At 69.4% G+C, this 13,679-nt stretch carries 9 protein-coding genes and 1 tRNA gene; 4 read left to right on the forward strand and 6 right to left on the reverse strand.

What is annotated here, in order from left to right:
- Positions 1 to 81: 81 nt before the first annotated feature.
- The 4 genes from ACFYPA_RS27205 to pglW all read right to left on the reverse strand — a co-directional run bounded on the left by ACFYPA_RS27205 (position 82) and on the right by pglW (position 8,132).
- Positions 82 to 1,551, reverse strand: a complete 1,470-nt coding sequence (locus ACFYPA_RS27205) for a hypothetical protein (protein ID WP_389134693.1) — start codon at positions 1,549 to 1,551, stop codon at positions 82 to 84.
- Positions 1,548 to 2,942: a KGGVGR-motif variant AAA ATPase gene (locus ACFYPA_RS27210; RefSeq protein WP_389134696.1), complete on the reverse strand. Its 1,395-nt coding sequence runs from the start codon at positions 2,940 to 2,942 to the stop codon at positions 1,548 to 1,550. Before ACFYPA_RS27210 ends, ACFYPA_RS27205 begins: the two co-directional genes overlap by 4 nt.
- Positions 2,939 to 3,415: a hypothetical protein gene (locus ACFYPA_RS27215; RefSeq protein ID WP_389134699.1), complete on the reverse strand. Its 477-nt coding sequence runs from the start codon at positions 3,413 to 3,415 to the stop codon at positions 2,939 to 2,941. The genes ACFYPA_RS27210 and ACFYPA_RS27215 overlap by 4 nt, the downstream gene beginning before the upstream one ends.
- A gap of 307 nt (positions 3,416 to 3,722) precedes the next feature.
- Positions 3,723 to 8,132 (reverse strand): BREX system serine/threonine kinase PglW, encoded by a 4,410-nt coding sequence (pglW, locus tag ACFYPA_RS27220; RefSeq protein ID WP_389134701.1) that lies wholly within the window; start codon positions 8,130 to 8,132, stop codon positions 3,723 to 3,725.
- Positions 8,133 to 9,041: 909 nt separating this feature from the next.
- On the opposite strand from pglW, the gene ACFYPA_RS27225 reads away from it, so the two are divergent.
- Both ACFYPA_RS27225 and ACFYPA_RS27230 read left to right on the forward strand, forming a co-directional pair.
- Entirely contained in the window at positions 9,042 to 9,164 is a 123-nt protein-coding gene (locus ACFYPA_RS27225; RefSeq protein ID WP_389134704.1) for a hypothetical protein, read from the forward strand.
- 330 nt (positions 9,165 to 9,494) lie between these two features.
- A complete protein-coding gene (locus ACFYPA_RS27230) occupies positions 9,495 to 10,013 on the forward strand; it encodes a hypothetical protein (protein WP_389134706.1) in 519 nt (172 codons plus the stop codon).
- 223 nt (positions 10,014 to 10,236) lie between these two features.
- Here the strand turns inward: ACFYPA_RS27230 and ACFYPA_RS27235 are convergent, their stop codons facing one another.
- Positions 10,237 to 10,617, reverse strand: a complete 381-nt coding sequence (locus ACFYPA_RS27235; RefSeq protein ID WP_364650064.1) for a helix-turn-helix domain-containing protein — start codon at positions 10,615 to 10,617, stop codon at positions 10,237 to 10,239.
- A 30-nt stretch (positions 10,618 to 10,647) separates the two neighbouring features.
- On the opposite strand from ACFYPA_RS27235, the gene ACFYPA_RS27240 reads away from it, so the two are divergent.
- Positions 10,648 to 11,559: a hypothetical protein gene (locus tag ACFYPA_RS27240; RefSeq protein WP_389134709.1), complete on the forward strand. Its 912-nt coding sequence runs from the start codon at positions 10,648 to 10,650 to the stop codon at positions 11,557 to 11,559.
- A gap of 83 nt (positions 11,560 to 11,642) precedes the next feature.
- Positions 11,643 to 13,319, forward strand: a complete 1,677-nt coding sequence (locus tag ACFYPA_RS27245) for a hypothetical protein (protein ID WP_389134711.1) — start codon at positions 11,643 to 11,645, stop codon at positions 13,317 to 13,319.
- Between the two features lie 256 nt (positions 13,320 to 13,575).
- Here ACFYPA_RS27245 and ACFYPA_RS27250 read toward each other — a convergent pair.
- Positions 13,576 to 13,649 (reverse strand) — tRNA-Ala (locus tag ACFYPA_RS27250).
- Positions 13,650 to 13,679 lie beyond the last annotated feature (30 nt).

Raw genomic sequence — 13,679 nt, forward strand, 5'->3', positions numbered from 1 at the left:
CACGTTCATGCATACGCGGAGTATGCATACCGCCATCCTGCCAGCCCGGACGAGGCCACCGGGAGCCGCAGCCCGCAGCCGTCAGCCCGCCGACATCGGCACCCCGCCCCGCCGTCCCACCCGGAAGGCGATCCGGTACACGTCCGGCAGGTCCAGGCGCAGGTCTCGGCGGCGGCGCATGACGCCGAGGTCGATCAGCTCCTCGACCAGGCGGGGAAGGTCGTCGGGATGACGGGGGCCGGTGCGGACGAATTCGGGCCCGTCGGCCTGCGTGTACTGGGCGGAGTCGGCGCGCAGGGCGGCGGACAGGTCCCGCTCTTTCCAGATCCCGATCACCTTGGGCTCCTCGATGGGAACCTGGCAGCCGTTGAGCGGCTCTATGGCGAGACTCACCCACGGAGTGTCCTCGCTGACCTCGTACACCCGGATCTCCGAGGCCGACTGCACGCCCTTGCGGATGGCTTGGTGGTGCAGGGCGCGGTCGTGGGACGGACGCTCGAAGCGGGTCGCCTCGGCCGCTTCGAACAGGGCGTGGAGGAAGCTGCGGGGGCTGACCTGCTCGCGGCCGTCCATGAGGTGGTTGGGGAGCCAGGTGTAGGGCCGGCCCTTGCGGAAGTTCGCGCCCATGAAGGGGTCGGCGATCTGCTCGAACAGATCCAGTTGCGCCCGCTCGTCGTTGCGGAGTGCCATCGGCGGTACGTAGCGCAGTCCACCGGCGTCGTCCTCCCAGCCTCCGATGAGCCTGCGGAAGCGTGCGGACGGCTCGCCCTCCCCATTGCCCAGACAGTGGAAGAGGAGACCGTACAGATCCGTCTGTGACCATTCGAGCCGTGCCGCGTTGCCCGAGAGCTTGGAGGCATCGGGGAAGTGGTGCTTGGCCCCGTCGAACATGTCCGGCCGAATGAACACCTTGAAGCGGATGTTGCGCGTGCCGATCCGCATCTGCAGGGCCAGTTGGAGAATGCCGGCGACCAGCCGGTCGGCCTGTTCCCGATCACCGTGCAGGTGCTCCAGCGCGTCGAAGACGAGCAGGTGCACGGTGTTCGCGTCACGTGCCTGCTGGTCCGCCTGCTCGATCGTGCGCTGGGCCGTGCTCGCGTTCGCCCGCACCCAGGCGACCTTGTCCCGCCACTCGGGCAGGTCCTTCAGCTCCGCCTGTCCCAGGGCGGTCAGCAGGACCGTGTACCAGATCTCGTAGGGGGGCGCCCCCTCCTCGACCAGGTTCCGCAGGACGAGGTGGCTGGGGTAGCAGTCGATCTTCGGGTCCGCACCGTGCCCCGGGGCCACGTTCAACCGCCGCAGCCGCGCGATGCGGTACTCGTCGGCCGCGAAGCCCCGCAGGTCTCCGTCGAGGAGCGAGCGGTACCAGAACGTCTTGCCGACTCCCCGCCCGCCCTGCACCACGGTGTTGTCGACGTAGAGGGCGGTGCGGTGCGAGTCCGGCATGAACAGGGTGTGCGCGGTGGGCCGCCGGGTGTCGGCCTCGGCGGCGTCCCTCAGCGCGTCCGACACCAGGTCGCGGTACTCGCGCGCGGTCAGCGGCTCCGTCATCGCGTTCCCTCCTCGTCGCCGGGGCCGGCCGTGATCAGCCGGGCGGCGGTGTCCAGGAATTCACCGTACGCGGCCTTCACGAACGCGCGGTCCTGCCAGGTGCGGGCGTCGCCCGCCCCCAGCCCGACCAGGCCGGGCTCGAAGAGGATCGGGATGGGGTGGTGCGGGGCCGCGTCATCCTTCTCGCTCGGCGCGAACGCGATGCGTGCGGTGTCGTCCGTGGAGAGCGACAGCGCTTCCCCCGGGGCCACTTCGTCGTACAGCGCGGCGAAGCACTCGTACGAGCGGGCCGTGAAGGCGTCCAGATAGTCGTCCATGGAGTGGTGCACCGTGTCCGGCACCATCGAGGCGACCATGCGGAGCTTCTCGCGGATGTCCGGCGCACGGCCGGAGGACTGCCAGGCCGCGAAGAGGTCGCCGTAGCCCGCCCACGTCTGGGCGTTGTCCGCGCCGAAGAGGAGCGCGAGGTCGCACAGGCGGGAGATGGTGACGGCGGCCACGTCATGGATCCCGGCCCTGCTGTCGAGGAGCACCACGTCGGGGCGCAGGCCGCTGTCCCCGAGCGCCACCGCCTCCTCGCAGGCCTCGACCGCCTCGGCCAGCCGGTCGGCGAAGGAGGAGCCCGGAAGGTCGGCGTAGACCCGGTTGAGCTTGTCGACGTACGCGTACGGGACTCCGTCCGTCCCCAGCCCGCGCGCGGGCGCCACCCACAGTTCGCCGCTGCGGCTGCGCGGGGCGTAGGCGGTACGGGTCACGAGCTCCAGCCCGTCGGCGTTGCCCACGGCGGCCTCGACGAGATGGTCCACGATTCCGTTGCGCGGCAGGCTGTCCGGTCCCGCGAGCAGCGGGCCCGCTCCCGGGGACTCCAGGTCGAGGTCGACGACGAGCACGATGTGACCGTCGTCCGCCAGCCGGCGGGCCAGCATCGAGGTCGCCGTCGTGCGGCCCACCCCGCCCTTGAAGCCGTACAGGGCGGTGCGGTGGGTGCGGGAGCCGTCGGCCTCGGGGCCGGGTGTGGAGACCTTGGCCCAGTCCTCGCCGACCACGGTGTTGTCGAGGAGCCGGACGCTGCCCGCACCGCCGGAGGGGCGCAGCATGTCGGAGGTCGCGCGCGGGGAGTTCAGCAGGGCGTCGGCGGTGATCATCTGCGAGGCGAGGGTGAGCGGGCGGCCCGTGACGTAGGGGGTGAGCTGCTTGACGAGGGCGGCGTGCCAGCGGTCGCGCCGGTTCTCGTCCACCGGCTGCTCGCGGTCGTCGACGATCAGGGTGAAGCGTCCCCGTACGTCCCGCACGAGCAGCACCGTGAACTCCTCGTCGGCCACGGAGCGGGCGAGGGAGAGGGCGAGCGGTCCGGCTTCGTCGAAGCGGACGGAGGTGGTGCGGGGGCTCATGACAGGCTTCCGTTGATCAGGGCGGATTCGTGCAGGCCGACGATGGCACGGGTCGCCTCGTACAGCGCGGCGACCGTCTCCTCGGTGATGTGCTCGCAGTGCAGGTAGCGGTCCTGCTCGCTCCAGTTCCCGAAGGCGTCGAGGTGGTCCTCCAGGGCGACGAGCAGCTGGTTGCCCAGCGGACCGTGTGCCAGCACGGCCAAGTCGGTCTCGGTCCAGGGCAGGTGCCCGTACTCCTGCGTCCCGCCGGTCTCCTTGCGTATCCAAGGCATCTTGGCCGGTTTGCCGTTCGGCTTGGGGTCCAGGCTCGCCTCGGTGAAGAGCAGCAGGAGGCTCTTGAGCGCACACTCCGCCGCGAAGCCGAGATGGTGGTCCGCGTTGGGCCACCTGCCGTCGTCCTGGAGGTACTCGGCGTCCCGGAAGTGGCGCTCTGCGGCGCTGGCGAAGTGGTCCTCTACCGAACGGTTCGACACCCTGCGGATCATATGGTGAACGCGCAGGGGCGGGGTGATGGTTCGTCAACGCACCTCAACTGCGCGCGGATACCTGCCACGTGGGAATGATATCGCGCTCAATGCGCGGTTCGTCCGCAGGCCGGATCGAAGCTCCGAGCCCGACGCTCAGGGCCCGAGGCCCAGGGATCGGGCCGGGGCCTCTTCCGCGTACCCACGAAGGAGTGCACGGAGCCTGTCGGAGCTCGGACACCGCCGCTCGGGCCTCGGAGCCCGGGACCCGAGACGCAACCCTCTCCGCAGCGTGGGCAAGGGCGGCGCGGGACCGCTACGCCACCGCCCGCAACTCCTTCAGCGACAGCCCGTCCAGTACGGCCCACTCACTCGCCCGGTCCACGACATCGACCGTGCGTCCGTCCAGCGCCGGTGTCGCGTGCGCGTCCTCCGCCGGTACGAGCAGCCACAGGCCGTGCGGGGCGTCCGCGGGACGCCGGGCGGCCTCCTGCAACGCGACGAGGAGACCGCGGCCTCCGGCCTCCCAGTAGCGGGCGGCCAGACCGGCCTGATGAGCCAGGAGCACCGTGCGCGTGCCCGCCTGCTCGGCGAGCGCGGTGACTCGTTCGGTGACGCGCTCCGCCGCGAGACGGGTGTAGGACGCGAGCGCCGGACCGATGACCCCGCTGGCCGCGAACTTCGCGTCCGCCTTCAGCAGCGCGGGCCACCGCACCCCCTGCTCCTCGGCCAGTTCACGCATCGCGGTGAGGAACAGCTCATCGAGCGAGACCGGAACCACTCCGTAGCGAACGGCCAACCTGTGCGCCAGGCCCGGGAGTTCCGCGCCCTTGAACGTCAGCGCCAAGAAGCCGCCTCGCCTGCGAGCGGTGTCCAGCCGTGCGGCGAGCACCTGGCGGGGGTCCCTGCCCCTGGCCAGTTCGCCCTGCGCGGCGGTGAGCAGCGCGCCCGTGCTGGTGAGCGCCGACACGGACACCTCGTGACGACTCCCACGAGGCTCCGGGACGCGCGGCAGGAAACGCTTGCGCTGCGCCACGTACTCCAGGGGGAAGTCCGCCTGCGTCAGCGCCTCCGCCAGCTCGACGTACGTGGTGTCGGCCAGGACCGCCAGACCGGGGAACCGGGAACGGACCCGGGCCAGCAGATCGGTGGTGGAGATACCGACGTGGGCCCGAACCCCGGCAGGCGCCTGCGAGATCCGCAGGGCACGCGGCAGATCGAGATCCAGCGGAAAGAGCTCCAGCCGCGGGGAGAAACCGACACCGCGGGCCATGGCCGCGGCAAGCTCCACCAAACGCGTATCGGCCGGCGGCACTATTCCGTCGGGCGCCTTCACCGCGCGCAGCTCACGCAGCACGGTCGCCCGGCCCGGCAGCGGGTCCCGGTACGCCACCGTCGTCGCGGTCTCGCCGAGGCGTGCCGCGTACTCGGCCAGCTCGACCGGCGTCGGGTCATCGGCGCCCGGCTGGTCCTCCAGCGCCAGGACGACGCGCCCCGCACGCCGTAGCACGGCCAGCCTGGCCGGGGCCTCGACCGTGGCACCACCCGCGTCATCGGGCCGCCTGCGGGCCTCGGTCTCGGCCGCCGCACGGACCACGGCGAGCGCCATGCCCAGAGTGTCGGCGGGACCGGCGTCCCCCGCACCGTGCCGGGCACGCAGCTCGGTCGCCAGCTCCTCGGCCGTCATGACCCTGCCCTGCTCGGCCAGGATCGTCACCAGTTCGTCGCGGATACGGCCGAGCCACGGCAGGAGCGCCCACTGCTCGATCGCGGCGAGCTGGTTCTTCGACACAGTGGTCTGGCTGACACCCAGCGCCTTCGCGATGACCGACTGGGCGGGCCAGGGCTCCAGCAGTTCGGCGTCCGGAAGCTGAAGGGTGGTACGTACGACGTCGGGCCGCGGCTTGGTACGGCTGTTGCCCTGCGCCGGAGTGAGGCGGGCCGCCAGCGTGTCCACCGACTCCAGCGCAACCTCGGGAGCGTCCGCGGCGACCGGGGCGAGTGCCTTGGGCGCGGGCTTCCTGCGCAGGTCGTGCGTCCACTGACGGTGGCGCCGGTTGAGTTCCTTACGGATCACGTTGCCCGCACCACGGGCGCGGGAGATCGTGTGGGGTGGGATGTCCAGCAGCGCGTCAACCGTGGCCGCGCCCAGCCCGGCCGCGACGGAGACGGCCCGCGGCGACAGGCCGGCGGCCTCCAGCGGAGTCGTCGGGCCCGCAGCGGCGGCTGCCTGTTCGCGTGCATCCTCGACGTCCTCGGCGTTCACACCGACGGTGGCCGGAGTGGTCGCCGGACGGGCTGAGTCCGCCGTCCGGAACAACTGCCGCCATGCCTCGGTCATCTGGCGCAGGCTGTCGTAGCGCTCCTCGACGTCCCGGTGCAGGGCGCGCTCGAAGAAGGCGGTCAGCCCGTCGCTGAGTGCCGGATCGAACAGTTCACGCGCCACGTACAGCGTGGCGTCGAGGACGGTGCGCGGGTCTCCCTGGCCGTCTCCCCACACCGGGCGTTCACCGGATGCCATCTCGTGCAGTGTCACGGCGGCGGCGTACCACTCGGCGTGATCGTCGTAACGAGCCCGGCGGCTGTCACCCAGGAACGGATCGAGATAGCCGCGCGTGCCCGCGTGGATGTCCTGGTCGGGGGCGTTCGCCAGCGAGAAGTCGAACAGCATCAGCTGCCAGGAACCGTCACTGCGCTTGAACAGCCCCAGGTTGTCCGGCTTGATGTCCCGGTGGCGCACCCCACGGGCGGCGAGACTGTCCAGCGCGTCGAGGAGGTCGTTCCCGAACCGCTCCAGCTGGTCGTACCCCAACGACCCCTGACCGCGCAGCCGGGAACCGAGACTGACCGGATCCTGGTCACCCGGTGGGCGGAATCCACCGGCGTACTCGATCTCCAGGACGGTACGGCCGGCCACCTCGCGGGGCTCCGCGAGCAGCTTCGCGATGTGGCCACCACCCACCTCCTTGAGCGCCTCCGCCTCAGCGAACAGGCGGGAGCCCTTCTCATGGTCCAGGGCGACCTTGAAGACACGCGGGAAATCCTGATCGGCCGGCCCGTCGGCCTCCGTGCGCCGCACGAGCAGCGCACGTGCGGTGGCTCCGGTGCCCAGCACCCGGGTGACCGTCCAGGTGCCGTCCAGCGGCTGACCGGGCTGCACGGTCAGCGGATCCTCGACCACACCCCCCGGCTGGTCGGCCGGTGCTGCATCGGCCTCCGCGGCATCCAGGAGGCGCAAGAAGTCGTCGGGCGATGAGAGCCGCTCCTGCAAGTCGGCGGCGGTCGCCTGGAAGACCACATCGTCCAGGGCGGCCGAGACGCTGTCCGCAACGGCGTACGGGTGCAGTCCACCCTCGGCGGCCAGCCGGTCGACCAGGGTGCTGCGCCGGTCCGCGGGCGAGCGGCCGGTCAGCAGGAGATAGGCGAGGCTGCCCAGGCCGAAGACGTCGAGGTCGACAGGATCGGCGAACTCCTGATCCGTCTCGGGGGCGAGGTACACCTGGGCGATGTCCGCGATCAGGCCGGCATCCAGCGGTGTTTCTCCGAGCGACCGGTGCAGAGACGTCTCGAAGTCGCGGGCCGCGGTCTGCCAGTCCGCGATGCGCAGGACCGGTTCGCTGCCGTCCTCCCGCGCGGAGACGTACACCGAGCGGGCGGAGAGGGCACGGTGGTAGAGCGACCGGTTGTGGGCGTAGCGCACGGCCTCGGCCAGCTGCCGCACCAGGTCCAGGCGGACCGACGGAGTGAGCCGGCCCCCGTACGCATCCAAGTAGGCGTCCAGACGCAGATCCGTCTCACGGTGCCGGAACAGGATCGCCGGGCCGCCCTGGTGCTCGTGGATCTGAACGGCCTGCACGATGCCACGGTGGTTGATGCCCTGCAGCACCTGGTACTCGCGGCGGGCCGCCCGGTCGACGCGGCGCCGCTGCTGCCCTGAGGCGGCCTCGCCGGCCAGATAGATCCTGACCCGGCCGCCTTCCTGGACCAGGCCGTCGTCGCGTACGGCGAGCCGGTCCTCCCATCCGGGCCCGGCATCCAGGGCCCGCGGCTCCAGGCGCCAGCCGTCCCCAAAGCGGAGATGAGCCGTCGACTGACTGACGCCGATGCGCTTCATCAGCTTCTCGAGCAACTGGCTGTCCTGCGGGGTGACCCGCCAGCTCTCCCGCTCGGGCGGCAGGGCCAGCAGACCGTCCCAGATGCCCGGCAGCCCGCTCGCACCGTCGTTGCGCCCGAAGACCGCCGTGCGCTGGAACTCATCCAGCTCGCTCACCAGGTCCGCGTCATGGAGGAAGACCGCAGGCTTGATGTACGGAATGCGCTTCGGGTCCTCCTTCATGGCACGCGCGGCCCGCTCCAGCCGGCCCTTGAGCTCCTTGGCCTTGAGATCGGTGAGATGCAGCGGGTTCTTCAAGGTCCGCACCCGGTCGGCGTGGAACTGCCACGTGTCCCCGTGGTTCACCACCCGCCCCGGGTGCCCCTTCAGCTCCACCAGATACAGGCCGCCCGGCACGGCGATCAGCAGGTCGCACTCATTGACCCGGCCGGAGTCCGCCGTGAACTGAAACGTCGCCCACGCCCGGTACGGCTCGGCCCTCGGCATCAGCTGCCGGACGTGATCAAGCCCTTCCTGCTCCCACCGGAAGCCGGAACGGCGTGGCTGGTACCAGTGCTCACGTGGCGCAGGGGGACCCGGCTTCGGAGCGGGCGGCCGCGGAACTGACGTCACCGGAAACCTCCTGGGGTCTGGTTGGCGTGGGCGCGAACAGGGCGGAAGGCACCTTCGACGCGGTCAGCCTTCGTGCGGCTCGGCGAGCCTCACCACACGGTCACCACGCCCATCCTCTCGGCGCCCCGACCGGCATCCTAGTCGTCCGGCTGCACAGTTCAGGGGCCCTCAGCGGACTGCCGAGGACCGCTGGGTACGGCGCGAAGCCGGGGCCCCTGGCACAGGCCCGTCGTGGCGCACAAGACCGTCAACCGGGGCCGGCATTCCAGAGCCCCAAGCGCCTGCGCGCACCAGCATGGGGCGAGGGAATCATCAAGCCGGCTGTCCCAGGGGGCGAGGAGCCCGCTTCCCCATCTCTCCGGAGTGCCGGTGGCGCGCGCAAACATCCCCATGACGCCACAGAGCCCCTGCCGGGTTCTGCGGCAGGGGGCTCTGAGCTGCGGTGGCGCGTTCGCGACCGCCTGGAACAGGGACTGGCGACCGACCTACTTCGCCGTCAGCACCGCCATCCAGTCCAGCCCGCTGGCTATTCATATAGCCGCCACCGATGGTTATTCCATGCAACTCCCCGGACCCCGGTTTCATCGCACAGTGACCCTCGTCGTGATCGATGCACAAGAGCGCGTAGCCCTCTTTCCACTCTTTGGTTCCGTCCACAAGCGCTGGACCCTGCCACGCGCCCCGGTCCGGCTGGTCGAGTCCTATGCCGAGGCCGCCCTGAGGCTAGGAACACGTTGCTTCAGCGGCTCGGTCATCCGATTGGGGCCAGTTGTCGGACGAAGATGGGCCACCGTTCCCTCGAGCAGCTTGCCACGGGTACGAACGGAGGAGCATGTGTTCCTCACTCGCACCAGGGCACCCTTGGCCACCACCTCGATCCATGGAGGAGGACGGTCTGGGCTGGCTGTCATGTGGGCAGCACGAGCGAGGCTCTCGTCGTTCCTGCAGGAACCCCACCTCGACAGCACGGCGACTCTGATCGACGGCTACCTCAACGGCTGGCTACCCGACGGTCCAATCACCCTGGATTGAATGGCATGTTGGCGCTCGCCTGAACGAGCCCTCATCGACGTCGCAGGGCCAGTCCACCAAACGCAACCCCGGATCAAAGAGACCCGTGCGCGGCCCCGCCCTACGGGGGACGCGGAGACCAACGAACGCCCCGAAGAGCATCACCGCCGTGGCTACGCAAGCTCCCCTTCGACGTGATGGTTTGCGCGCCCCCTCCCTTGCGTAGGCAAGATTTAGCAAGGCGCCCCGCGGTGGCACACGGTGGCTCTAGAGTGACGCTTGCATGCAAGGTTGCGGGCGGACCTGCGTTCAACTTTGCTGGGGTGTAAGGAGTTTGATGGGAGGTCGGCAATGAGCGAGATGCTCTTCCATCGTCTCGACGCGGAGGAACACGCTGCTCTGGAGTTGGTTGCCCGGCTGCGCGCTGAGATCGCCGAGGCCGAGGAGCGGCTGGCAGAACTTGCAATCACGCGGCGTACTGCAGCGCAGCTTCTCGAAGAGGCGCCTCCTGGGAAACCGACTGCGAGTGGAGGATCCGCCGGAGGCCGCGACGGGGGTCATACACAGTCCTCCACGGATGGCGCTTCAGAAGCCACCGAGTCCGAGTCGGATACAGGGTCGGCCCCCGGCGGGCAGCCGGGTACGCAACACTCTGGTCGACTTACCGAGCTGAACCGGAAGGTAGTCACTTTGGTGGGCTCGGCTGATCGACCGATGAGCCCCAAGGACGTAGTCATCCCGCTCATTGACAAGAGTGCGCCTCGAGCAGAGATCGAGCGGATGCGCCACCGGCTCAACCGCCTGGTGAATAAGGGATACCTGAAGCAGGTTGGACCGGGCCTGTACACCGGGGCGGAGGTGGATCGATAAGTAGCAGCGCCTAGCAGCGCGTCCGTTGCCGTGAAGGATCAGCACGGCGCTGGACGGTGAATTGGTGGTGCCGCCAAGGGATCAGTCTCGGCGGCACCGAGCATGTGAGTCCGACTAGGGGCTTCTGCATGCCATTTTTGAGGGTAGCCCACCGTCGGGCCACCTGTGGCGTGCTGAGCCCAATCCGTCCTGCCTGCACGGATGACGTGCAGGTTCCGGAGGTTCAGCAATGCATCGATCCCGGATCATTGGTACCCGGGTAGAGACCCACGCCGAGCCCGTCCTCCAGACGGCTCAACGTCGCCACGTCCGGCCAGCTACTGCCGGCGAGGAGATTCGCGACCGCCTGACGGTTGACGCTGCTGAGAGCGGCAACGCGTCGCAGACCCAGCCCCTGAAGGGTCATTTGCCTGGTCAGGGCTTGTGCGACCGCCTGCACAACCCTGGCCTGGGGCTGGTCAACGAACGTCGCCTCGGGCCAGTTCTCCGGGTCCCGAGCCAGCTCCCGCGGCGGCCTGCTGCGGCCTCGTCCTCCGGTCATGCGCATGCGCTCCTGACAGTCGAAGTGCACACTCACGAAACAGGTGGCCACTTGTGTAGCCACTTTTCGTGGTGCGTTCCTTTGGAGACGGCTATGAGCGGCGCGATCCTCGGCTACCAGCCGTTGGAAAAGCCATCGGAGTGGCCCTTGGTCGCCGATGGCGTTCGCATGGTGGCCGCCGCGACCTGCGATTCCGTCCCATATCCAGTACCGAAAGTGATGCTGGCTCTCTCCGGTCTGGCCATGTACGCCGAGCGCGTCGGCATTGCCCGTGACCCTCTGGCATGGCTGGCGCCAGAGGTGATGACGCGCTACCTGCTCGCACGGACGAAACTCGAAGGAAGTTCCGTCCAGACCTACCGGAGCATCCTCCTGCGCATCCGCGAGGCTTTGCTGTGGTTGGAGTACGGCCAACAGCCCACACCCCGAATGAGCGCCAAGCGCCAGCGTGCCGCCCCGTACACCCCGCCGGAACTCGCCCGCTACCTGATGTGGGCCCGCACACTGCCCCCTACGTCCGCCCTCGGCGGCAGCGCCCTGGCGCTGCTGGCCCTCGGCGCCGGCTGCGGACTGGCACGCCGCGAGGTACTGGCCACCCGCGGGTCCGACATCACCGTGCTGCCGTCGGAGGCGGTGGTCGTCGCAGTACCGGGCAGCGATCGGCTGGTCGTCTGCCGAGCGATGTGGGAGGAGGCCCTCGCCGCAAGGGCGTGTGCCGCAGGTGACGGATACCTGTTCCTGCCCCAACGCCAAGTCGCCGACCCGAAGAACGGTGTGTCCAACTGGGCCGAGCGCACGTTGAAGGGTGCATCGGGGCTTCCCGAACTGAAGCTGGCCCGGCTGCGCAGCACCTGGATCGTTGAGCTCCTTCGCCAACGTGTCCCAGAAGATGTCATCGCCAGGGCGGCGGGCATGAAGTCGACCGCCGCCCTGGCCCCCTACCGAGCATCGGTACCCCCGCTCACCACCGCGGCCACCGCCCGCATGCTGCGCGGCTCGGCATGAGAACGCCCGCCGATGACCCCCGCTACCAACCTGGCAACGGCCGCCCCCGCCGCCCCTACCCTCGTTCACACGAGCCGTCCGAGATGGCTGACAGCAAGATCATGAAGCTTCGGCGCACGCTCCATCAGAGCGGCGTTGTTGAGATGATCGAGGCCCAGTTCGCAGGGCTTCCGGGCCCGCCCGGATACCCCGTCCGTCTGGTTCTGCTCGGTCTGGTCTGCGCGAGCTACGAGAGGACCAGTGGCAACCTCGACGACGCCTTCGAGATCATGACGTTCGGCACCAGCGAACGGCTGCGCGCGCACCTCGCCATTCCGACCTGCGACATCGAGGACCAGGACGCGGTCAACGCGCTCTACAACCGCTTCCACCGCGCCTGGACCCGCATGAACCGGCTGCTGGACGCTGCGCCGCACCAGCGCCGCAGTCGGCTTCCCAGGGCGGCGGGACTCAAAGTGGCCGCTCAGTGGAACGGTGAACACGGGCAGCCCGCTCTCCGTCACCTGGAAGAACTCGCCAACCGGCTGGTCACCGCTCCGGCCCGCATCGCCTTCGTGAAAGGTCTGATGCGTCACTGGCGCGGCGACACCGCGATCGACACCACCTGCGTGCCAACTTGGGCCCGTCCCCACACACGCAAGCGCTCCGCTCTGGAGGCGAGCGCGAACTGGCATTACAAGGGGGGCGGCGACCGGGAGTTCGGCTACAGCGCCACGCTCGCCATCGCGGCCCACGCCGACCCGGACCGAGCCGGTCGTTACCCACAGCTGATCCTCGGCATGGTGCTGCACACACCGGAGAAGGACATGGGCCGCCACGCCCACTACGTCAGCGCTGTGCTGGCGCAGATCACCGAGCTCCGTGGCTTCACGGCGGCCGACCGCGCCTACACCAAGCTCCTCCCCGAGAACTTCCACCGGCCGATGCGCGCCCTTGGCTACATGCCCGTGCTCGACTTCACTGGGCCCCAGGTCACCTCCGCCAGGGCGGAAGGCCATCACCAGGGCGCGATCACGAAAGTCGGCCGGCTCTTCTGCCCCCTCACGCCACGCCGCTTGCTCGACCTGTACTCGCAGATCCGCAGCGCCAAGAACGAGCGTGAACGCATCCCGCTTCGAGAGCGGCTGCAGGAGATCGAGGCCTACGCACTCACCCGTAAGGACACACTCGACGATCGCGGAACCGAGCGGTTCGCCTGCCCCATCACCAAGCTCAACTGCCCGTGGGCACAGGAGCGCGAGGGTCGCGGCGCACCACCGAAGAGGGAGCCCGTACCGGTCGTCATCAACCTCGATGCCCACAGGGAGCGCACCGCGCACCCCGCCAGCCGGCCCACCGTAGAGCCCCCAACCCTGCCGCTCGCCGAACGCCCCAAATGTTGCCGCCAGTCCTCCGTCACCGTGCAGGCGCACGTCATGCCCCGCACGCGCCAGGAGCTGCCTTGGCAGACGCCCTCCTGGGCCCTGGCCTACCAGACGCTGCGGGCCCACATCGAAGGTGGCAACGGGCGACTGAAGTCCGTCGACTCCGCCCTGCACGCCCGCGAGAGGCGTCAGCCCCGTGGCCGCGTCGCCCAGACCCTCCTGTCCGCCATCACCGTCATGGTCCACAACATCAAGGAACTCGAGCAGTACCTGGCCGCGAGCAAACAGAGCGCGATCACAGGCCTCGATCTCGAGCCGAACGACGTCCTTCTCCCCTACCCGACGATCAGCTTGACGGTCCCGCCCCGCTCCCAGGCGCTGAGCCGTAGCCCTTGAGCGGGCACGTTCCGGGTAATTGAAGATCGACACGTCGCGAGACCGCAGGAGTCTGCCTCCACGCCTGCGGTCCCCGCGGCATGTCCGCATCCCGACCCCCGGTCCGTTCCGACGCGGGCCGCCGCGCTTCCCGGCGGCCCGGCAGGCTGACTTTCACACAAGCAGGAGCTCAAACGACGAGATCCCGGTCAGACGGTGACCGTCTGACCGGGATCTCGTGAACCATTCCGGGATGAACCCGTGAACGGCCCTGCGGTGGACCTGTGGGGATTCGAACCCCAGACCCCCTCGATGCGAACGAGGTGCGCTACCAGACTGCGCCACAGGCCCTTGCAACGAGTGAAACTTTAGCACCCCGAT

Origin of the sequence: Streptomyces sp. NPDC005775, assembly GCF_042871565.1 — a bacterium.
In the GTDB taxonomy this organism is placed as follows: domain Bacteria; phylum Actinomycetota; class Actinomycetes; order Streptomycetales; family Streptomycetaceae; genus Streptomyces.

Excerpts from the sequence above, each read along its gene's own strand:
- ACFYPA_RS27205 (WP_389134693.1), bottom strand. The coding sequence starts at position 1,551 with ATGACGGAGCCGCTGACCGCGCGCGAGTACCGCGACCTGGTGTCGGAC.
- ACFYPA_RS27210 (WP_389134696.1), bottom strand. The coding sequence starts at position 2,942 with ATGAGCCCCCGCACCACCTCCGTCCGCTTCGACGAAGCCGGACCGCTC.
- ACFYPA_RS27225 (WP_389134704.1), top strand. The coding sequence starts at position 9,042 with ATGTGGGCAGCACGAGCGAGGCTCTCGTCGTTCCTGCAGGAACCCCAC.
- ACFYPA_RS27230 (WP_389134706.1), top strand. The coding sequence starts at position 9,495 with ATGAGCGAGATGCTCTTCCATCGTCTCGACGCGGAGGAACACGCTGCT.
- ACFYPA_RS27240 (WP_389134709.1), top strand. The coding sequence starts at position 10,648 with ATGAGCGGCGCGATCCTCGGCTACCAGCCGTTGGAAAAGCCATCGGAG.
- ACFYPA_RS27245 (WP_389134711.1), top strand. The coding sequence starts at position 11,643 with ATGGCTGACAGCAAGATCATGAAGCTTCGGCGCACGCTCCATCAGAGC.